The organism is Sphingomonas sp. (assembly GCF_041661825.1).
In the GTDB taxonomy this organism is placed as follows: domain Bacteria; phylum Pseudomonadota; class Alphaproteobacteria; order Sphingomonadales; family Sphingomonadaceae; genus Sphingomonas.
The window spans coordinates 484,918-503,559 of the sequence record NZ_JBAZTU010000001.1 but is presented as its reverse complement, the minus strand read 5'-3'; the positions used below and the strand labels follow the sequence as shown (position 1 = coordinate 503,559).

The following is an 18,642-nucleotide window of genomic DNA, read 5'->3' as shown; positions in this document are numbered from 1 at the left end:
CCGCGGCACCCCCCGATGCCGCGGCCTTTACTCCCGCAAATAACTCGGGAGCGTGACGATTCAGGCTACTTCGGCAACCGGCGTGCCGACTTCGTCCGGTTCGCGCAGCACATAGCCGCGGCCCCAGACGGTCTCGATGTAATTCTCGCCTTCGCAGGCCAGGCTCAGCTTCTTGCGGAGCTTGCAGATGAAGACGTCGATGATCTTGAGTTCGGGCTCGTCCATGCCGCCATAAAGGTGGTTCAGGAACATTTCCTTGGTGAGCGTCGTGCCCTTGCGGAGCGAGAGCAGCTCCAGCATCGCATATTCCTTGCCGGTCAGGTGAACCCGGCTGCCATCGACTTCGACTGTCTTGGCGTCGAGGTTCACGGCGAGCTTGCCGGTGCGGATGACCGACTGGCTATGGCCCTTGGAACGGCGGACCACGGCGTGGATGCGTGCGGTCAGCTCTTCGCGGTGGAAAGGCTTGGTGACGTAATCGTCGGCGCCGAAGCCGAAGCTGCGCACCTTGGAGTCCATCTCGTTGATGCCCGACAGGATCAGCACCGGAGTCTGCACCCGGGCGACCCGCAGCTTCTTCAGCACGTCATAGCCGTGCATGTCCGGCAGGTTCAGATCGAGCAGGATGATGTCGTAATCATACAGCTTGCCCAGATCCAAGCCTTCCTCGCCCAGATCGGTCGTATAGACATTGAAGCCTTCGGTGGTGAGCATCAGCTCGATCGCCTTCGCGGTCGTCGGCTCGTCCTCGATCAGCAGCACGCGCATCTGGCAGTTCCCCTGTCACTTCGCGGCGCTCGACGCCCCCTGTGGCTCGACGCACCCTGCACAAACTATTAACCTGATCAGGAATGAACGCAAAAGGTTAATTCTTCGCTAACCGGCCTGAATCCACGAGTCGTGGGGATTCCACGGATCAGGAATTACCCTTAGTGAAGCGGTTTCAGCTGCCCCCGGGGCCCTGGTTCGCGCAGATGTTGCGAAATCTCTCGGTAAGGAAGCTTATCAATGCCTCGACCCGCGCCGGGCGCAGATTGCCCGGCGGCGTGAGCAGATGCAGCGCGATCGGCGGCACATGCCAGTCGGTCAGGATCGCCTCGAGTGTCCCCGCCGCCAGATCGCCGCCGACAATGAAATCCGGCAACATGCCGATGCCCAGCCCGGCCCTGAGCGCCGGCAGCAAGGCGTCGCCACTGTTCGACCGGAGAGGCCCGGCCGGCCGCACCGCCACCTCCGCACCGCCTGGCCCGACGAAGCGCCACGGCCCAGTGACATTGGTATAGCCGAGGCAGGCATGCTCCCCCAGCTGCGCCGCATGGGTCGGCCGGCCGTGCTTTTCGAGATAGGAAGGCGCCGCGACGATATGGATCGCAATCGGGCCGAGCCGGCGGGCGCGAAGCGAGCTGTCGGGCAGATCGGCGATGCGCAGCGCGACATCGATCCCCTCCGCCACGATATCGACCTTTGCGTCGGAGAGGTTGAGATCGATCTCGATTCCCGGATGATCGGTCAGGAACTCGGCGAGCGCTGGGGTCAGGCTGACCAGTCCGAGCGTCATGGGCGCGGTGACACGGATCAGGCCGTGCGGCGCGGTCGCCGCGTCATGCGCCGCTTCCTCGGCCGCCATCGCCTCGGCCAGGATGCGCGCGGCATGCTCGGCCAGGCTCTTGCCGCTTTCAGTGAGGGTGAGACGACGCGAGGTGCGGTGGAACAGCGACTGGCCGAGATGCGCCTCGAGCCGGGTCACCGCTTTCGACACCGTCGCCTTCGACACGCCGATCGCATCCGCCGCGCCGCTGAAGGAACGGTGTTCGACGACGGAGGCGAAGATTGCCCAGGCTTCGAGATCCGGCAGACGCATAAATTCCTCTCCGAGTTTCGCCAGGAGGAACGTAATACGGGAAACGATCAGTTTCCAGCGTTTCCATTTACGTCGCGATCCCAACCCCTATCTTGGTCGCAACAAGGAGACACCCAATGATCGAGAAAAGATCGTTCGAGAGCCTCGGCCATGCGGATCATGGCTGGCTCAACGCACGCCACCATTTCAGCTTCGCCAATTATTATGACCCGTCCCGCATGGGCTGGGGAGCGATCCGTGTCTGGAACGACGACGAGATCGGGCCGAACGCCGGTTTCCCGGCGCATCCGCACCGCGACATGGAGATCATCACCTATGTCCGCAAAGGCGCCATCACCCACAAGGATTCGATGGGGAACGAAGGCCGCACCGAAGCGGGCGACGTCCAGGTGATGAGCGCAGGCACCGGCGTGCGCCATGCCGAATATAATCTCGAGCCCGAGACGACCACGCTCTTCCAGATCTGGATCGAGCCGAAGCGGACTGGCGGCTCGCCGAGCTGGGGCGCCAAGCCTTTCCCGAAGAGCGATCGCAGTGGCAAGTTCGCCGTGCTCGCCAGCGGGTTCGCCGAGGACAAGGACGCCCTGCCGATTCGTGCCGATGCACGGGTGCTCGGCGCGACGATCAAGGCTGGCGAGACGATCACGCACAGCGTGGGCGAAGGGCGTCATGCCTATCTCGTCCCCGCCACCGGCGCGATCGAGATCGACGGCCAGCCCTTCAAGGCACGCGACGGCGCGGCGATCGGCGGCGGCCAGACGGTCGAGATCAAGGCGATCGAAGACGCTGAACTGGTGCTCGTCGACTCAGAATAACCGAGTTTCCGTTTCGCCCCATCCCCCCGGGGCGGAACGGACGGGGGTGGGCCTTCGTCCTCCCCGAAAGCCCCGGTCTCAGCGACCGGGCGCTCACCCCCAGTCCCTTCCGTCCAAATTTCCCATGGGCGGAAGGGACATTTTTCTCAGGAGGTTTTCATGACCAAGGTACTGGTTCTTTATTATTCGTCCTACGGCCATCTCGAGCAGATGGCTGACGCCGTCGCCGAGGGCGCCCGCTCAGCCGGTGCCGAGGTCGACATCCGCCGCGTGCCCGAAACCGCACCGGCCGCGGTCGTCGCAGCCGCCGGCTTCAAGGCCGACACCGCGCATCCGGTCATCGAAAGCGTCGAGGCGCTGGCGACCTATGACGCGATCATCATCGGCGCGCCGACCCGCTTTGGCCGCATGTCGAGCCAGATGGCATCCTTCCTCGACCAGGCCGGTGGCCTGTGGTTCCGCGGCGCGCTCAACGGCAAGATCGGCGGCGCCTTCACGTCGACCGCTACTCAGCATGGCGGGCAGGAGACGACGCTCTTCTCGATCATCACCAATTTGCTGCATTTCGGCCTGACCATCGTCGGCCTGGACTACGGCTTTGCCGGCCAGATGGGCGTCAAGGAAGTGCATGGCAATTCGCCCTATGGCGCGTCGACCATCGCCGATGGCGACGGCAGCCGCCAGCCGAGCAGCGTCGAACTCGATGGTGCGCGCTATCAGGGTCGCCGTATCGCGGAAGTCGCGGGCAAGGTCTTCGGCTGATCCAGTTCTGCCGAGGCAAGAAGGGGCGCTCGCGGTTTGCCGCGGGCGCCCTCTTCGTATGAGGCCCTAGAAATAGACGCCCGGCCAGACGATCGGGATCGGCAGCACGCGGGGCGACGGTTTCGCATGCGAAGTCTGGATCACCGGTCCGGCGATCCCCGGCCGCGCGGGGAATTGTGTGCGGGCGCGGGCGAAGATCATTCGCGCCCGCGCCGCGCCGGGCGACTGCGCGGTGCGGCCGACCCAGCGCCAGTGCCACGGCTCCCACCCGACACCCTGCTTGTTGTTGGCCGGGAAGGACAATTCGAAACCGAAGTCCCGCGCGTGGGCGATCAGCCACAAGCCTGCAGGCGTGCTCGCCATGCACCATTGCAGATCAGGGCAGCCGGGCGAGGGGTGGACCCCGAAGTCGATCGCATAGCCGGTCGAATGCTCGCTATAGCCCGGCGGCCCGACGTCGCGGGACCGTGCAGCCACGTCCCCGCAGGAGTCGCGCGCCCGGCAAAAGACTGATCGTTGATAGGCGACCGTCCGATAGCAGGAGACGCCCCGCAGCCGGTGCGCGATGGCCGGCACCATATTTGCCGCCTCGATCAGCGCAGTAAGGTCGGCCGCGGCATCCCTCTGCATGCGGCATGTCCCGCCAAGCGCGAAACCGGGCGAGGTGACGGGCACCATGTCGTATGAAGGCGCCTCTGCATAAGGCAGATGGCCGAACATGCGCCCATCTGCCCCGGTCACGCCGATGCCGGGCACCATGATCGGCACCCCGGCATTCTGCGCATGCGTCGGCGCCGAGCCGAGGAACGCGGCCGACAACAGGGCCCGGATCGCGTGCTTGATACTCGGCTTCACCGGGGTTCCTCTGGCATGTGGCTGCGCGGAGTGGCAAGGGCATCAAATGCTCCTCGATAAAGTCCTGTTCCTCGATGGCGAGGCAATCGTCATCGACAAGCCCGCCGGCCTGCCGGTCGACCGGCCCCGCGATGGCTCGCTCAGCCTTGAAAACCATCTCGAGGCACTGGCCTTCGGTTTCCGCCGCTGGCCGCAGGCGGTGCACCGGCTCGACCGCGACACGTCGGGCTGCCTGCTGCTCTCGCGCAACCCCAAGGCACATGCGCGGCTTCACCACGCCTTTGAGGCCGGGATTGTCGAGAAACGCTATCTGGCGGTGCTCGAAGGTGTCGTAAAGGGCGAGAGCGGCCTGATCGACCTTGCCCTGACCAAGGTGAGCACCGCTGAAACCGGCTGGCGCATGCAGGGCGACCCGAAGGGCAAGCCGTCTCGCACGGCCTGGCGCGTGATTGAGGTGAAGGATGGGCGCAGCTTCGTCGAGTTCCGCCCCGAAACCGGCCGCACCCACCAGATTCGCGTCCATGCCGCCGAGGCGCTGGGCGCGCCGGTGGTCGGCGATCCGGTCTATGGCGACGGCAAGGGCGAAAGCCTGCTGCATGCCGCCTCGCTCGTGGTGCCGCGCGCCGGCAAGGAACCGATCAAGGCAGAGGCGCCGCTTCCCGAGCGATTCTTGAAAGCCGGTTTCAGCCTCTGAACCGAACCTCGTGGTTCGCCCTAATCGATCGGTTTGCCCCGCAGCGATTTGACCGTCGATCTCTTGGCTTTGCCCTCCATGCGACGCGCCTTGGCCGCCTTGGACGGCTTGGTCGGGCGCCGCTTCTTCGGCACGATCGTCGCCTCGCGGATCATCTCGATCAGCCGCTCGCGCACTTCCTGCCGGTTGAGCAACTGCGACCGCGCGCCTTCGCTCCTCAGGACCAGCACGCCCTCGCGCGTCATGCGCGATCCGGCCAGCACCGCCAGCCGGTTCTTCACTGCCTCGGGCAGATTGGGCGAAGCACCGACGTCGAAGCGCAGCAACACCGCCGAATCCGTCGTGTTGACATGCTGCCCGCCAGGGCCGCCCGAACGCGTGAAGGATTCCTCCAGCTCATCGCTGTCGATCGCGATCGATCGGGTGACGGGAATGGCAACCATGCCCCCGGTTAGGCGATTCGACGGTTCGGGCCAATCCGATGCTTGCGCACGGCACCAACCGGCCTCATCTCGCACGCGCAGACGAAGGAAGACGCGTGTACCAGTTCGACATCTCCGCCGGCTCCAAGGCCGATCTCTATCGCGATCTCGAAGCCGCGCTCGACGCGCTCACCGCTGACGAGCCGGATGCGATCGCCAACATGGCGAACGCCGCGGCGCTGATCTGGCAATATCTACCCGACCTCAACTGGGCCGGCTTCTACCGCCTGGTCGGCGGCGAGTTGGTGCTCGGGCCCTTCCAGGGTAAGGTCGCCTGCATCCGCATCGCGATCGGCGCCGGCGTTTGCGGTGCCGCCGCCGCCAGCCTCGAGACTCAGCTGGTCGAGGACGTCCATGCCTTTCCCGGCCATATCGCCTGCGACGCGGCGAGCCGGTCCGAGCTGGTCGTGCCGATCGTCCATGACGGCCGGCTGATCGGCGTACTCGATCTCGACAGCCCGGAAGAAGCGCGGTTCGATGCCGAGGATGCGGCGGGTTGCGAGGCGCTGGTGCGGCTGTTGGCGCCCCGTATCGCGCAATGATCCGTTTCGGGACAGGAGTCTGACTCGCCGAAAACGCGGCAATTTGGTAAGCAATCTCTTAATCATCGGGCGATGTCCTGCCCTTAGAAGAGGTGTTTACCATGCGGACCCTAGTGATCGCAGGCCTTGCAATGGTTACCGCGATCTCCGCGACTCCGGCCGCAGCACAGCGCACTCTGTCCAATGGCCAGGTCTGGCAGCACGGCCGCATCGTCCCGCCCGCGACGGTTTCGCCCAATCCGCCCAGCTTCAATCGCGGCCCCGGCGTCACCTGGGGCCCTGGCCCGGTGTCGAACAACCCGCCGCCGAGGGTTTTGCCCAACCCGCCCCAGATGAACACGCCGCCGCGCATGTCGAACCCGCCCCGCAACGGGCAATGGTCCGGCGGTGGCCAGTGGCGCGGCAACGGTCAGTGGCGGGGCGGCAATATGCCTCCGGCGCATACCGGCGGCGGGTATAATTCAGGTCCGCGCCCCGGCTCCCCTGGCGGCGTACGGCCGCCGGTGCACACCGGCGGCGGCTACAATGCCGGCCCGCGCCCCGGCTACAACCAGCATGGCCAAGGCCAGCATCGCTGGGGCAATTCGGTCGGCGGTCGCTGGTATGGCGGCAGCAACGCGCCCGGGGGCTGGAAGGCCTATCGCCGGCCCAACCGCGGCTGGACGCTCCCGCGCTACTGGATCGCGCCGAGTTTCTTCATCAGCGATTTTGGAACCTACGGCCTGTCGACCCCGCCCTATGGCTATAACTGGACGCGCTATTACGACGACGCCGTCCTGACCGACTCGCGCGGTCGCGTGTATGATTCCGTCAATGGGATCGATTGGGATTCCTACGACGATAGCTACGGGTACGGCGAAGACTATGCCTATGGCGGCGGTAGTGCCCAGGCCGAGGCTGGCTACGGCTATGCCGCAGCGGCCGGTGGCGGCGGCGGCGGTTACGGCGCCGGCTATGCGCCACCGCCTGTCCAGTACACCCAGGGCCCGCCGCCGCAGATGGTGCAGAACGGCTATACCCAGACCTATTCCAGCGGCGGCGCGGGCGGCTATGTCAGCGGCGGCTATTGGTATCCGCCGGTGACCACCACCACGGTCACCGTCCAGACGGCGCCGGTCGTCACCACTACGACAACCGAATATGTCGAAACCAGCTACCAGTCGGCCCGGCGCGTCTACAAGGCGCCGAAGCGGACCTGGCGGCCCAAGTCGAAGGTTCGCTGCCTCTGCAATTGAGGCCGACCTGATCACCCCTCCCCGAAACGGGAGGATGGGGCCCGCGCCGCGCGCGGGGAGTGAGGGCGAGCCGGGGGGACTCGCCCTCCTCTGATTCCGGAGCATCGAGCGTTCCGACAATAAGAAAGAGCGAGCCGGACACGCCGGAAGGTCTGACATGCCAGACCATGTGTCATGGTTGAATCACCGCCGGTAACGGGGCTGTGGGGGCGAGCGGCGGGAGATATGGGACACCACTTGTCCCATATCTCCCGCCGGCACCTCAGGGGAAGGTTCGTGTGATATTTGTTATATATTAGATACTTAGCCTAAAAACGGCAATCCCAAGCGGTGATAGGCGCGGGACACCAGCGTCAGGGCCCGGCGAAGGTTACCAGGCTCTCCGCGCCGTCCGGTCCAAGCGCTGAGACGCCGACGAAATTGTCGTCGACCGGCACGCCCTTCAGCACGTCCGTCACCGCCGTCGCGGGAAGATCGACCGCCTTCTGCCAGTCCTGCGCATCGCTCCGTCGCCAGCGGATGCGATAGCCCGCTGCGCCCTCGACCGGCTGCCATTTGACCGTCGTGTCGTACCCCAGCGCTCCCGATATTGTCACGTCCGACGGCGCGGCCGGGGCGGCGGCAAGCCGGCGGATCGTCGCCACGTTGATCGCCGTCACCTTGGCCAGATAGGCGAAGTCCATCTTGTCGGCCGTGTCGCCATAGGCGATTCCGTTCTCGACCCGGACATCCTGGTGCTGCCCCTTCCAGTTCTCCGCCGCGACGGTGAAGCGGATCGCCGGATAGCCGAGCGCCAGGAACGGGCTATGGTCGCCGCCGCGCCCGAAGCGATCGGGCCGCCGGTCGACGAACACGTCGATTCCACCCTTGATCCTGCCGGCAATCCCATCGACTGCCTTGGCCAGCGCGCGCGACGGGCCGTCATCCTCGCCGCCATTCTGCCGGCGCTTCTGCAAGGTCGGCAGGTCCTCCGCCGCGCCGATCCCTTCGGAAAACACACGGACCCGGTCGGCCACGCGCACGCCGCCCTCGCCGATCGTGTTGCCGACGATGTCGTTGTTGAGCATCGCGGAGACGACCCAGTTCTTCTGCTTGGCCGTCTCGGCCAGCAAGGTGCCGCCCCACAGCCCCTGCTCTTCGCCCGAGAAGAGCGCATAGACGATCGTCGCGCGGAATTTCTGCTTCGACAGGATACGCGCTGCCTCGAGCACCAGCGCGACGCCGGAGCCATTGTCGTTCGCGCCCGGCGCATCGGCGGTCGCGTTCATCGCGTCAGTCACGCGGCTGTCGATATGCGCGCCGATGATGATCACCCGGCGCGGCTCGATCCCCTCCTGGAAGCCCAGCACGTCGACGATCTCCACTCCGTTCGGCGCGCGCGGCCCGGTGAAGGTCCGCGCGATATTGGCGCTGGTGATGCACCCGCCGCATGCGTCGGAAATCCGTGTCAGTTCGCCCGCCGCCCAGGTCCGTGCAGCGCCGATGCCGCGGGCAGGATCGTCGGTGGAGGAGAGGCTGTGGCGGGTGCCGAAGCTGACGAGCTTCTCGACCGTTGCCTTGAGGCGAACTGGGTCGGGCGCGTCCTGCGCGGCGGCGGGGGTGGCGAACACAAGGGCGGCGAGGGGGGCGAGGCGGTGCATGGCGCGATGGTGGCGGGGACGGCGGCTGCCTTCAACCCCCTCCGTCATGCCAATCCGTCCTGCCGGACTTGTTCCGGCATCCATGCTTCCGCCAGCGCCACCGTCGTTGCGTGTGCGGAACGATGGGCCCGGAACAGGTCCGGGTAACGAAGAAGAATCAACTCAACCGATCGATCGCCTCGCGACTCAGCGACCCCGGAATGATCATCAACGGAATCGGCAACGCCCCCGCATCGGCGCCAGCGAAATGCGCCACCATCGGCCCCGGCGGACCGCTCGCGGCAGCGCCCAGCACCAGGGCCGCGATGTCGGCATTCTCGGCGATCATCTCGCGAATGATCTTCGGCCCGTCGCCCTGCCGCACGGTGATCGATGGCCGCAGCCCCGATTCCTCCAGCAGGGTCCCCGCTGCGCCGGCGACCAGCGCCTCGGCATGGATGCGCGCCTCGTCCTCTATCGTCGCCTGCACGCCGCCGAACGCGACGAACTCCGCCGGCGCGATCAGGGTCAGGATCTCGACACCGCCGCCGGTCTTCACCGCGCGCCGGGCCGCGAAGCGCAGCGCGATCTCGCTTTCCGGATTCTCGTCGATCACGACCAGATAGATGCGCATGGCGGTCAGGCTCCCCTCTTCCCGCTAACTGGGCCGGAGCTTGATTATGCGCAAGAGCGGCTGGGGGTTTTGCGCAAGTGCACCCATGTTCGACGCGCGCCGGTCTTGACCCCGCCCGCGTCGGGCGCGAAGGGAACGGGCCGCTACGGATTCGGTTAGAGGAAAGCCTCCCCATGTCGATCGAGATCAAAATGCCTGCATTGTCGCCCACCATGGAAGAGGGCACGCTGGCGAAGTGGCTCGTGAAGGAAGGCGATATCGTCAAGTCGGGCGACCTGATGGCCGAGATCGAGACCGACAAGGCGACGATGGAATTCGAAGCCGTCGATGAAGGCACGATCGGCAAGATCCTGGTCGCCGAGGGCACCGATAACGTGAAGGTCGGCACCGTCATCGCCACCCTGCTCGCGGAGGGCGAGAGCGCCGACTCGGCACCCGCCCCCAAGGCAGCCGCGCCAAAGGAAGAACCCAAGGCCGAAGCTCCGAAGTCGGAAGCGGCACCCGTTCCCGCCGCCGAGGCGGCCAAGCCCGCCGCCGCCCTCGCGCCCGCCTCGGGCGACCGCGTCAAGGCAAGCCCGCTCGCGCGCCGCATCGCCGCCGAAAAGGGCGTCGAGCTGTCGGCACTCGCTGGTTCCGGCCCGAACGGCCGTATCGTCAAGGCGGATGTCGAAGGCGCCAAGCCCGGTGCAGCGCCCGCCGCTGCCGCACCCGCGGCTGAAGGCGCCGCGCCGGCCGCCACCGCGCCAGCATCCGCCAAGCCGGCGGTCGTTCCGGATATCCCGCATACCGCGGAGAAGCTCTCGAACATCCGCAAGACGATCGCGCGCCGCCTTACCGAATCCAAGCAGACGGTGCCGCACATCTACCTCACCGTCGACATCCGCCTCGACAAGCTGCTGAAGCTGCGCAGCGAATTCAACGCGGCGCTCGAAGCGCGGGGCGTGAAGCTCTCGGTCAACGACCTGCTGATCAAGGCCTTGGGCGTCAGCCTGATGCAGGTGCCCAAGTGCAACGTCATGTTCACGCCGGATCAGCTCATCACCTTCCAGCGCGCCGACATCTCGGTCGCGGTCTCGACGCCCTCGGGCCTGATCACCCCGATCATCGCGGAGGCCGACACCAAGGGCCTCGCCGCCATCTCCGAGCAGATGAAGGATCTCGCGACGCGCGCCCGCGACAACAAGCTGAAGCCCGAGGAATATCAGGGCGGGACCGCGAGCCTCAGCAACATGGGCATGTTCGGCATCAAGCAGTTCGAGGCGGTGATCAATCCGCCCCAGGGCATGATCATGGCGATCGGCGCGGGCGAGAAGCGCCCGTGGATCATCGACGATGCATTAGGCGTCGCGACCATCATGTCGGCGACCGGCAGCTTCGATCACCGCGCGATCGATGGCGCCGACGGCGCGCAGCTGATGCAAGCGTTCAAGGCGCTCGTGGAGAACCCGCTGGGCATGGTCGCGTGAGGGCGGCGTGAAGCGGACTCTCTACGAATTGCTGCATATCGCCGCCGGCGTGGTCGGCACGGCCTTGCTTGCCTCGGCCGCGGCCTGGGGTGTGCCGAAATCGGCGGGCGCGATCTGGGACGTCGCCTATGTCGTGATCGCGGTTGTCGTGTTCATGGGCATTCGACCGCTCAGGCTCGCCTGGTGTGCCGATCAGGAGGCGAAGCACGGCCAGCCCCGCGCCAATGGCTGAGGGGCGCCCCGCGACTGAGCCGGTCATCCGCGCGACCGCGATGGCGGCCGATGCGAATCCTTATGGCTTCATCTTCGTCGGCTGGCTCATGGGCCAGATGGCGCTGGCTGCCGGATCGATCGCCTCGCGCCGATGCGGCGGGCACGCGCCGGTCGTCGCGGCTGACGGTTTCAGCTTTATCACGCCGGTCACGATCGGCGACGAAGTGTCCTTCCATGCCGAGATCGTGTCGACCGGCACCACGTCGATGACGGTCGCAGTCGATGTCTGGCGGCGCGACCGCCACGGCGAGAGCACTGCGCGCGCGGCACGGGGCACCTATATTCTGGTATCGATGGGCAAGGACGGCAGACCCAAGGCGCTGGCCGCATGAGCGGCACGACCTCCTCTTTCCCCTCCCCCCTCGCGGGGGAGGGAGGGGCCCAACGCGAAGCGTTGGGAGGGAGAGGGGGGCGCTCGACGAAGTCGAGCGCGCTTGGCAACGCCAAGCATATGCGCACCAACCCGACGGAGGCGGAACGTGCGCTTTGGCAGGTCCTCCGCAACAAGCGGCTGGCCGGCTGGAAGTTCAAACGGCAGCAGCCGATCGACCCTTACATCGTCGACTTCATATGTTTCGCTGAACGATTGATTGTGGAGGCGGACGGATCGCAGCATGTCGAGAATGCCTATGATTCGCGTCGCGACGACTGGCTGAGATCGCAGGATTTCCGCCTCCTGCGCTTCTGGAACAACGACATACTGAAGAATCCGGAGGGCGTTCTTACGTCCATCCTCGTTGCGCTCGAAGGAGACGAAACCGGCGTCGGGCCGGTTTCGTCTCCGACCCCTCTCCCCAGCCCTCCCCCGCAAGGGGGGAGGGAGAAGAAGGATCTACCACGTGGCTGACAGTTTCGATCTCATCATCCTCGGTTCGGGCCCCGGCGGTTATGTCGCGGCGATCCGCGCGGCGCAGCTCGGGCTCAAGACCGCGATCGTCGAGCGCGAACGGCTCGGCGGCATCTGCCTCAACTGGGGCTGCATTCCGACCAAGGCGCTGCTGCGCACGTCGGAAATCTATCACTATATGAGCCACGCCGCCGATTACGGCCTGAAGGTCGAGAATCCCGGCTTCGACCTGACGAAGATCGTCGAGCGCTCGCGCAAGGTCGCGGGCCAGCTCAACGCGGGCGTGAAGGGCTTGATGAAGAAGAACAAGGTGACCGTCTACGAGGGCACCGGCACCATCACCGCCAAGGGCAAGCTCAGCGTCAAGCAGGGCGACAAGACGAGCGAGCTCGAAGCCAAGAACATCATCATCGCCACCGGCGCCCGCGCCCGCGACCTGCCTTTCGCCAAGGCCGACGGCAAGCGCGTCTGGACCTATCGCCACGCCATGGTGCCGGAAGAGATGCCGACCAAGCTGCTCGTCATCGGCTCGGGCGCGATCGGCGTCGAGTTCGCCAGCTTCTACAACGATATGGGCGCCGAGGTGACCATCGTCGAAATGCTCCCGCGCATACTCCCCGTCGAGGACGAGGAAGTCTCCACCTTCATGGAAAAGGCGCTGACCAAGCAGAAGATCAAGATCGTCACCGGCGCCGGCATCGAGGGCCTGACCCCGGGCGCGAACGGCGTGACCGCGAAGATCAAGGGCAAGGATGGCACGGTTACCACCGAGGAGTTCAGCCACGCCATCGTCGCGATCGGCATCGTGCCCAACACCGAAAATATCGGCCTCGAAGCGCTCGGCGTGAAGACCGATCGCGGGCATATCGTCACGGACGGCTATGCCCGCACCAATGTCGAGGGCATCTACGCGATCGGCGACGTCACCGGTCCGCCCTGGCTGGCACACAAGGCGAGCCATGAAGGCGTGGTCTGCGTCGAGGCGATCGCCGGCGAGAAGCCGCATCCGTTCGAGACCTGGAACATCCCGGGCTGCACCTATTCGCGGCCCCAGGTCGCGTCGGTCGGCTTTACCGAGGCCAAGGCCAAGGAGGCCGGGCATGAGGTAAAGGTCGGCAAATTCCCCTTCATCGGCAACGGCAAGGCGATCGCGCTGGGCGAGGCCGAGGGTTTCGTGAAGACGGTATTCGACGCCAAGACCGGGGAGCTGCTTGGCGCGCACATGGTCGGCGCCGAAGTGACCGAGCTGATCCAGGGCTATGTCATCGCCCGCCAGCTCGAGACGACCGAAGCCGAGCTGATGGAAACGGTGTTCGCCCACCCGACGCTCAGCGAGATGATGCACGAGAGCGTGCTTGGCGCGTACGGCAAGGTGATCCACATCTAGTGGAGGCAAGGTCCGCCCGCGCCGCGACGATCGTTGGGGCGGGAGCGGCTTTTCTCTGCCTCGCCGCGCTCGTCCTGTGGTGGCCGGGCGTGGTCGAATATGATTCGGTCGAGCAGTACCGGCAGGTCCTGAGCGGGGTCTATCTCGACTGGCATCCGCCCATCATGGCGCGGTTCTGGGCGGTGCTGCACCTGCTTGGCCCGGGTGCGGCCCCGATGTTCGTGGTGCAGATCGCGCTCTACTGGCTCGGCCTCGGCCTGCTTGCGGCGGCACTCGCGCGGTCGGGCAGGGTGCGGGCGGGCGTGGCGGTGCTCGTCATCGGTGCGCTGCCGCTCTTCGCCGGATGGCAGGCGGCGGTGCTGAAGGACACCCAGATGCTCGGCGCGCTGCTCGCCGCCGTTGGGCTGGTCGGATGGTGGCGCCTGGCAGAGAAGCGGATACCGATCCCGGCCATCGCGGCTGTGTGCCTCTTGATGGCCTATGCGACGCTGGTCCGTGCCAATGCCGTTTTCGCGATCGTGCCGTTGGTGGTGATGCTTGTGCCGTGGCCGATGCGCCTGTGGCAGCGTGGCCTCGCGATCGTCGCGGGAGTCCTCGCCGTGCTCGCGGTGACGCCGCCGATCAACCACGGTCTGCTCGGTGCCGAGGAGACCAAAGTCACCCGCACCCTCCCGATCTTCGATCTGGCCGGCATCGCGCATTTCTCCGCCACCGCCGATGGTCTCTCGCCCGCCGACCGCGCGCTGATCGAACGGCACCATTGCTACCAACCCTATTTCTGGGACCCGCTCGGCGACGACCGCCGCTGCGGCAGCATCGCCGAGCGGCTCGACCTCGTCCCGGCCCGGACGCTCGTAACCCTGTGGCTCGGGGCGGCCCTGCACCATCCGATCGCCTATCTCGAACACCGCCTCGCGCATTTGAATTCGACGGATCGCCTGCTGGTGCCCCTGGGCAGGCCGGATGCCGCGCCGCCCCGCAGATCCGAACCGAACGATCTCGGCCTCGTGTCGCCAAGCCCCGCCGCCTCGGCCATCGCGCGAGCGGGGGGCTGGCTGGTCGAGACGCCACTCGGCTGGCCGATCGCCTGGATTGTCGTCGCTGCGACCGGCCTTCTGGTCGCGCTCGGCCGGCCGAAAAGCCCGCCCCGCGATCTCGCCCTGGCGCTTGCCGTCTCGGCGCTGACGCTCGAGGCGAGTTTTGCCGTAGTCAGCATCGCTTCCGATCTGCGCTATCATCTGTGGCCGATGATGGCGGTGGCCTTGATGATGGTGCTGCTCGTCGCCGAGCGACCGCTGCCGCGCCGGGCGATGATTCTGGGTGGGGCGATCCTGATAGCGGTCGTCGGCGCGGGCACCGCGGCAAGGCTGTCGCTCCCGCGCAGCCCGGGCACCTATCAGGGCATGCTCGGCTAAAAATCAGAGCGCGATAAAAGCCACGAAAGCTGCTTCCCCGGCGAAGGCCGGGGTCCAGTCGGGGGACAGTAATGATGTAGCGTTGCGTGCCATCACATCCGCCTTCGCAACTGGATCCCGGCCTTCGCCGGGAAAGCAGTGGTAAGGATGAGCGGCAGGCCAGCAGGCCCGACAGTCAGTCCCCCGTCCGCGCCAGCAACCCCAGCGCCAGCCTTCGATACGCCGCCCTGACCGCCGCGCTCGTCGCCGCCGGATCGTCGGACGCCGCGATCTGCAGCACGCCCTGCCGGAACGCACCCGACAGAAGGTGCGCAAGCGCCGGCACCATCTCCCGCTCGATCAGCCCGGCATCGGCGACATGGTGCAGGGCATGCTCGCCAAGCTCGATCCGCAGTCGGCTCTGCATCGCGATCCACGCGCTCATGCCGAGCACCGCCGGCCCGTCGATCAACAGCAATTGCCGCGCCTCACGCCCTTCATAGGCGTCGAACAGGATGCCGCTGCCCGTCACGATCTCGTCGACGCTATGCTCGACATGATCCATCGTACCCCGTGTCACACGGCCGACGATCTCGTCGATCACTGCCTGGCAGGCCGCGCGGAACAGGTCGCGCTTGTCCTTGAACTGATAATAGACCGCGCCCTTGGTCAGCCCGGCGCGCGCTGCGATCTCGTCGACCGACACCGCCGCATAGCCCCGCTCCGCAAACAGCGCGCGCGCCGCGCCTACCAGTTTTTCGCGATTGGCCGTTGACTCCATACTCTCGGTATGTTGTCATACTGTCGGTATGACAAGGCCCGCATTCTCGCCGCCGATCGCCATCGGCTTTGCCACCCTGGTCGCGCTCGCCATCGTGGCAGGCGCCTTTCTGACGCATGGCGGGTGGACCTATGAGGGCGCGGCGGCGGCTGCCCGGCTGACGGCACGCGCGTCCTTCCTGTGGTTCGTCACGGCCTGGTCGGCCTCGGCGCTGGCACGGCTATGGCCGGGCGGCTGGCGGACGATTCTGCTCCGCCGCCGCCGCTCGGTCGGGCTGGCCTTTGCGGCGACTCACACCGTGCATCTCGTCGCTTTGCTCACCGCGATCTTCGTCTTCGATCACGGGACGAAGATGGTGACCGTCATCGGTGGCGGCATCGGCTATCTGTTCGTCTTTGCCATGGCGATCACCTCGAACGACGCCTCGGTCCGCAGGCTCGGCCCGCGCCGCTGGCGCCTGCTGCACGCGACCGGTGGTTATGTCATCGCAGGCATCTTCGCCTTTTCCTATCTCGGCCGCGTGCCCGCCAATCCGGCGCTGGGCGTGCCGATGCTGTCGCTGATCGGCCTCGTCGCGCTGCTGCGCGTTCTTGCCTGGGCGAGGCGCAGGAGAAGGGCGGGCGTGGCGACGGGCCAGGCGCGATCGGCCTGAGAACAGGGGGCAGCCCCTATCGGGCTGGAGCGGCGGCAAAGAGATGCTGGCCCATGAACTCCAGGAATACCCGCAATTTGGGTGAGGGGTGAGGGCTTGCGGGCCAGAGCAAGCGGAACGTCCCCGCATGACGGACGAACGGGTCGAGGACGACCCTCAACCTGCCATCGGCAAGCTGGCGGGCAATCGCCAGGTCCGGCAGGCACGCGATGCCCAGGCCCTGTTCCGCCCAGTCGATCAACGGGTCGATCGTGTTGGCAATCGCCGTCTCGGGAAGATCGGGGAAAAGATCGATTCCGTCTCGCGTGATCGGCCAGTGCTCGAACGTCCGGCTGGTGGCGAACCGGTGCAGGAGGCAGGCATGGCCCGCCAGGTCCTCCGGCGCCTCGGGCACGCCGCGCCGCGCCAGATAGGCCGGCGACGCCACCAGCTTCAGGTGAAAGGCACCCAGGACGCGGCTCATCAATCGGGAATCGGTCACTTCGCCCGCGCGGATCACGACGTCGAAGCCCTCGTCGATGACGTCGACCAGGCGATCCGAGAAATCCATGTCGAGCGCGACGTCGGGATAGGCCGCCATGAAGCCGGTCAGGGCCGGCATGAAGAAGACATGCAACAGGGGAACGCTGACTCGAAGCCGCCCGCTCGGCGCCCCGCGCGATTGTGCCAGTTCCGCTTCGCCGGCTTCCAGTTCTCCCATGGCGCGGCGGCAGCGTTCGAGAAACAGCGCTCCTTCAGGCGTCAGTGCCACCGAACGCGTCGAACGATGGAACAGGCGCACGCCCAACCGCGCTTCGAGCCGGGCGATCGCCTTGCCGATCGCCGATGGGGAGAGGCCCAGGCGCTGCGCGGCGATCGTGAAGCTCCGCGTCTCCGCAGCCTGAACAAAGGCGTCCAATCCCGACAGCCGGTCCATGTTATTCCAGACAAATAATCTCGAGTATCCGGAATTGTAGCGCTCTTATCATTTATCCATCAAGCGGGCATTCGTCGGGCGAACCAACCGGGAGTCCCTCCCGGAATGTCGCAAGGATGGTCAGATGGATACACTACCCTATGCCTATTCGCCCATTGTCGACCGGCCCCGTATCCAGTGGCCGAACGGCGCGCGCGTCGCCTTCTATGTCGGTCTGAACATCGAGCATTTCGAAATCGACAAACCCTCGACCAGCATCTGGGGAGGCACCGCGCATCTCGTGCCCGATCCGCTCAACTACGGGTGGCGCGATTATGGCGTCCGCGTCGGCATCTGGCGCATGATCGAGATCTTCGATGCGCTGGGCATTCGGCCCTCGGTGCTGTTGAATTCCGACGTATGCCGTCATTATCCCGGGATCATCCAGGCCGGCGTCTCGCGCGATTGGGCCTGGCTGGCGCATGGCAAAACCAACTCCGCGCTTCACCACGGCTTTTCGCAGGATGAGGAAAAGGCGGTTCTCGAGGAGGTGGTGGAGACGATCGCGGCAGCGACCGGACGAAGGCCGCAGGGCTGGATGGGGCCGGGCCTGACCGAGACCTTCGAGACGCCGAGGCTGCTGCGCGAACTCGGCCTGTCCTATGTGCTCGATTGGTGTGCGGACGACCAGCCGTTCGCGCTGGCCGAACCCGGCATGTATTCGGTTCCTTACGCCGTCGAACTCAACGACATCATGCTGCTGGTCGCGAAAGGCTTCACCGGCGAGGCCTTCTATCAGGCGATCGTCGACCAGTTCGATCAGCTTTACGCGGAAAGCGCGGAATCGGGAAAGGTGATGGCGCTGGCCTTGCACCCGTTCGTCGCGGGCCAGCCGTTTCGGCACCCCTATCTCGCTCGGGCGCTTGCCTATATTGCCGGACATGACGGGGTCTGGCTCACGACGAGCGATGCGATCGCAGATCACTATATCGCATCGATTTCCAGGGCTGGTATCGGGTAACGCCTCCTGCAGCCTGGCGGGACCGGAGCGGAAGCACGCGCCGCACGTTGGAGCTTTTTTTCCGAAAGAAGAACGGACGCGATGCCTCACGCCAGCTCGATCGTCACCTGTACGGGGCCGAACAGCCCCCACGCGTTCGACATCGTCCCGCTTCAGCCCCGCAATGGCACGCTCGATGCGCTGTGCCCGGTCTGCAAGGGGCACGGGCAATGGAATGTCGAGATCGATCTGGTGAGCTTCCGCTGCAAGCGCGCGATCTGCGATCATTGCCATGGCGCCGGCTGGGTCGAGACCGGGGAGGATCCCGTGGTCCTTCCCGATATCGAGATGACACCCGAGGGCTATCCGAAATGGAACACGCGCTTCGCCCCGAAAGAGGAGGCGGTCGCGCAGGATCCGGGGGAAACCCGCCTGATCGCCCCCTGAT

General features: G+C 66.0%; 22 protein-coding genes. 14 read left to right on the top strand and 8 right to left on the bottom strand.

The genetic code is table 11. The features are described from left to right. Positions 1-60: 60 nt before the first annotated feature. Together ctrA and WC729_RS02170 are read right to left on the bottom strand one after the other, a co-directional pair. Positions 61-768, bottom strand: coding sequence for a response regulator transcription factor CtrA (gene ctrA / locus WC729_RS02175; RefSeq protein WP_372849064.1), 708 nt, complete (start codon positions 766-768; stop codon positions 61-63). 175 nt (positions 769-943) lie between these two features. After that, positions 944-1,861 (bottom strand): LysR substrate-binding domain-containing protein, encoded by a 918-nt coding sequence (locus WC729_RS02170; RefSeq protein WP_372849062.1) that lies wholly within the window; start codon positions 1,859-1,861, stop codon positions 944-946. A 116-nt stretch (positions 1,862-1,977) separates the two neighbouring features. On the opposite strand from WC729_RS02170, the gene WC729_RS02165 reads away from it, so the two are divergent. Then, positions 1,978-2,676, top strand: a complete 699-nt coding sequence (locus tag WC729_RS02165; protein WP_372849060.1) for a pirin family protein — start codon at positions 1,978-1,980, stop codon at positions 2,674-2,676. 159 nt (positions 2,677-2,835) lie between these two features. Further along, a complete protein-coding gene (wrbA, locus tag WC729_RS02160) occupies positions 2,836-3,438 on the top strand; it encodes an NAD(P)H:quinone oxidoreductase (RefSeq protein WP_372849058.1) in 603 nt (200 codons plus the stop codon). 66 nt (positions 3,439-3,504) lie between these two features. Here wrbA and WC729_RS02155 read toward each other — a convergent pair whose 3' ends face one another. Further along, on the bottom strand, positions 3,505-4,293 hold the full coding sequence (locus WC729_RS02155) for a M15 family metallopeptidase (protein ID WP_372849056.1): 789 nt from the start codon (positions 4,291-4,293) through the stop codon (positions 3,505-3,507). A gap of 46 nt (positions 4,294-4,339) precedes the next feature. Between WC729_RS02155 and WC729_RS02150 the strand changes: the two genes are divergently transcribed. Next, entirely contained in the window at positions 4,340-4,987 is a 648-nt protein-coding gene (locus WC729_RS02150; RefSeq protein ID WP_372849054.1) for an RluA family pseudouridine synthase, read from the top strand. Positions 4,988-5,007: 20 nt separating this feature from the next. Here the strand turns inward: WC729_RS02150 and arfB are convergent, their stop codons facing one another. Further along, positions 5,008-5,430: an alternative ribosome rescue aminoacyl-tRNA hydrolase ArfB gene (arfB, locus tag WC729_RS02145; protein ID WP_372849052.1), complete on the bottom strand. Its 423-nt coding sequence runs from the start codon at positions 5,428-5,430 to the stop codon at positions 5,008-5,010. Positions 5,431-5,525: 95 nt separating this feature from the next. Here arfB and WC729_RS02140 point away from each other — a divergent pair, with 95 nt between their 5' ends. Both WC729_RS02140 and WC729_RS02135 read left to right on the top strand, forming a co-directional pair. Further along, a complete protein-coding gene (locus WC729_RS02140) occupies positions 5,526-6,011 on the top strand; it encodes a GAF domain-containing protein (RefSeq protein WP_372849050.1) in 486 nt (161 codons plus the stop codon). Positions 6,012-6,142: 131 nt separating this feature from the next. Beyond that, complete coding sequence (locus tag WC729_RS02135) at positions 6,143-7,246, top strand: RcnB family protein (RefSeq protein WP_372849048.1); 1,104 nt, start codon at positions 6,143-6,145, stop codon at positions 7,244-7,246. Between the two features lie 353 nt (positions 7,247-7,599). Here WC729_RS02135 and WC729_RS02130 read toward each other — a convergent pair whose 3' ends face one another. Both WC729_RS02130 and WC729_RS02125 read right to left on the bottom strand, forming a co-directional pair. Further along, positions 7,600-8,886, bottom strand: coding sequence for a M20/M25/M40 family metallo-hydrolase (locus WC729_RS02130; RefSeq protein ID WP_372849046.1), 1,287 nt, complete (start codon positions 8,884-8,886; stop codon positions 7,600-7,602). A gap of 157 nt (positions 8,887-9,043) precedes the next feature. Beyond that, positions 9,044-9,499: a universal stress protein gene (locus tag WC729_RS02125; RefSeq protein WP_372849044.1), complete on the bottom strand. Its 456-nt coding sequence runs from the start codon at positions 9,497-9,499 to the stop codon at positions 9,044-9,046. A gap of 173 nt (positions 9,500-9,672) precedes the next feature. On the opposite strand from WC729_RS02125, the gene WC729_RS02120 reads away from it, so the two are divergent. Genes WC729_RS02120 through WC729_RS02095 form a run of 6 tightly spaced genes read left to right on the top strand, consistent with a single transcriptional unit; the run spans position 9,673 to position 14,887 of the window. Continuing rightward, positions 9,673-10,965, top strand: coding sequence for a pyruvate dehydrogenase complex dihydrolipoamide acetyltransferase (locus tag WC729_RS02120; protein WP_372849042.1), 1,293 nt, complete (start codon positions 9,673-9,675; stop codon positions 10,963-10,965). Between the two features lie 7 nt (positions 10,966-10,972). Continuing rightward, positions 10,973-11,197, top strand: a complete 225-nt coding sequence (locus WC729_RS02115) for a hypothetical protein (RefSeq protein WP_372849040.1) — start codon at positions 10,973-10,975, stop codon at positions 11,195-11,197. Further along, complete coding sequence (locus tag WC729_RS02110) at positions 11,190-11,570, top strand: acyl-CoA thioesterase (RefSeq protein WP_372849038.1); 381 nt, start codon at positions 11,190-11,192, stop codon at positions 11,568-11,570. The genes WC729_RS02115 and WC729_RS02110 overlap by 8 nt, the downstream gene beginning before the upstream one ends. After that, positions 11,567-12,085, top strand: coding sequence for an endonuclease domain-containing protein (locus tag WC729_RS02105; RefSeq protein ID WP_372849036.1), 519 nt, complete (start codon positions 11,567-11,569; stop codon positions 12,083-12,085). The genes WC729_RS02110 and WC729_RS02105 overlap by 4 nt, the downstream gene beginning before the upstream one ends. After that, positions 12,078-13,472: a dihydrolipoyl dehydrogenase gene (gene lpdA, locus WC729_RS02100; RefSeq protein WP_372849034.1), complete on the top strand. Its 1,395-nt coding sequence runs from the start codon at positions 12,078-12,080 to the stop codon at positions 13,470-13,472. Before WC729_RS02105 ends, lpdA begins: the two co-directional genes overlap by 8 nt. After that, a complete protein-coding gene (locus tag WC729_RS02095) occupies positions 13,472-14,887 on the top strand; it encodes a hypothetical protein (RefSeq protein ID WP_372849032.1) in 1,416 nt (471 codons plus the stop codon). The genes lpdA and WC729_RS02095 overlap by 1 nt, the downstream gene beginning before the upstream one ends. Before the next feature lie 175 nt (positions 14,888-15,062). Here the strand turns inward: WC729_RS02095 and WC729_RS02090 are convergent, their stop codons facing one another. Continuing rightward, a complete protein-coding gene (locus WC729_RS02090; RefSeq protein WP_372849030.1) occupies positions 15,063-15,647 on the bottom strand; it encodes a TetR/AcrR family transcriptional regulator in 585 nt (194 codons plus the stop codon). Between the two features lie 28 nt (positions 15,648-15,675). On the opposite strand from WC729_RS02090, the gene WC729_RS02085 reads away from it, so the two are divergent. Further along, on the top strand, positions 15,676-16,299 hold the full coding sequence (locus tag WC729_RS02085; protein ID WP_372849028.1) for a hypothetical protein: 624 nt from the start codon (positions 15,676-15,678) through the stop codon (positions 16,297-16,299). Between the two features lie 16 nt (positions 16,300-16,315). On the opposite strand, the gene WC729_RS02080 is transcribed toward WC729_RS02085, so the two are convergent. Continuing rightward, positions 16,316-17,215: a LysR family transcriptional regulator gene (locus WC729_RS02080; RefSeq protein WP_372849026.1), complete on the bottom strand. Its 900-nt coding sequence runs from the start codon at positions 17,213-17,215 to the stop codon at positions 16,316-16,318. A 124-nt stretch (positions 17,216-17,339) separates the two neighbouring features. Between WC729_RS02080 and WC729_RS02075 the strand changes: the two genes are divergently transcribed. Next, the gene (locus WC729_RS02075; RefSeq protein WP_372849024.1) at positions 17,340-18,215 is read left to right on the top strand and encodes a polysaccharide deacetylase family protein; all 876 of its coding nucleotides are present in this window, start codon (positions 17,340-17,342) and stop codon (positions 18,213-18,215) included. Positions 18,216-18,296: 81 nt separating this feature from the next. After that, positions 18,297-18,641: a hypothetical protein gene (locus tag WC729_RS02070; protein ID WP_372849022.1), complete on the top strand. Its 345-nt coding sequence runs from the start codon at positions 18,297-18,299 to the stop codon at positions 18,639-18,641. Position 18,642 lies beyond the last annotated feature (1 nt).

Excerpts from the sequence above, each read along its gene's own strand:
- ctrA (WP_372849064.1), bottom strand. The coding sequence starts at position 768 with ATGCGCGTGCTGCTGATCGAGGACGAGCCGACGACCGCGAAGGCGATC.
- WC729_RS02170 (WP_372849062.1), bottom strand. The coding sequence starts at position 1,861 with ATGCGTCTGCCGGATCTCGAAGCCTGGGCAATCTTCGCCTCCGTCGTC.
- WC729_RS02165 (WP_372849060.1), top strand. The coding sequence starts at position 1,978 with ATGATCGAGAAAAGATCGTTCGAGAGCCTCGGCCATGCGGATCATGGC.
- wrbA (WP_372849058.1), top strand. The coding sequence starts at position 2,836 with ATGACCAAGGTACTGGTTCTTTATTATTCGTCCTACGGCCATCTCGAG.
- WC729_RS02150 (WP_372849054.1), top strand. The coding sequence starts at position 4,340 with ATGCTCCTCGATAAAGTCCTGTTCCTCGATGGCGAGGCAATCGTCATC.
- arfB (WP_372849052.1), bottom strand. The coding sequence starts at position 5,430 with ATGGTTGCCATTCCCGTCACCCGATCGATCGCGATCGACAGCGATGAG.
- WC729_RS02135 (WP_372849048.1), top strand. The coding sequence starts at position 6,143 with ATGGTTACCGCGATCTCCGCGACTCCGGCCGCAGCACAGCGCACTCTG.
- WC729_RS02130 (WP_372849046.1), bottom strand. The coding sequence starts at position 8,886 with ATGCACCGCCTCGCCCCCCTCGCCGCCCTTGTGTTCGCCACCCCCGCC.
- WC729_RS02125 (WP_372849044.1), bottom strand. The coding sequence starts at position 9,499 with ATGCGCATCTATCTGGTCGTGATCGACGAGAATCCGGAAAGCGAGATC.
- WC729_RS02120 (WP_372849042.1), top strand. The coding sequence starts at position 9,673 with ATGTCGATCGAGATCAAAATGCCTGCATTGTCGCCCACCATGGAAGAG.
- WC729_RS02110 (WP_372849038.1), top strand. The coding sequence starts at position 11,190 with ATGGCTGAGGGGCGCCCCGCGACTGAGCCGGTCATCCGCGCGACCGCG.
- WC729_RS02105 (WP_372849036.1), top strand. The coding sequence starts at position 11,567 with ATGAGCGGCACGACCTCCTCTTTCCCCTCCCCCCTCGCGGGGGAGGGA.
- WC729_RS02090 (WP_372849030.1), bottom strand. The coding sequence starts at position 15,647 with ATGGAGTCAACGGCCAATCGCGAAAAACTGGTAGGCGCGGCGCGCGCG.
- WC729_RS02085 (WP_372849028.1), top strand. The coding sequence starts at position 15,676 with ATGACAAGGCCCGCATTCTCGCCGCCGATCGCCATCGGCTTTGCCACC.
- WC729_RS02080 (WP_372849026.1), bottom strand. The coding sequence starts at position 17,215 with ATGGACCGGCTGTCGGGATTGGACGCCTTTGTTCAGGCTGCGGAGACG.
- WC729_RS02075 (WP_372849024.1), top strand. The coding sequence starts at position 17,340 with ATGGATACACTACCCTATGCCTATTCGCCCATTGTCGACCGGCCCCGT.
- WC729_RS02070 (WP_372849022.1), top strand. The coding sequence starts at position 18,297 with ATGCCTCACGCCAGCTCGATCGTCACCTGTACGGGGCCGAACAGCCCC.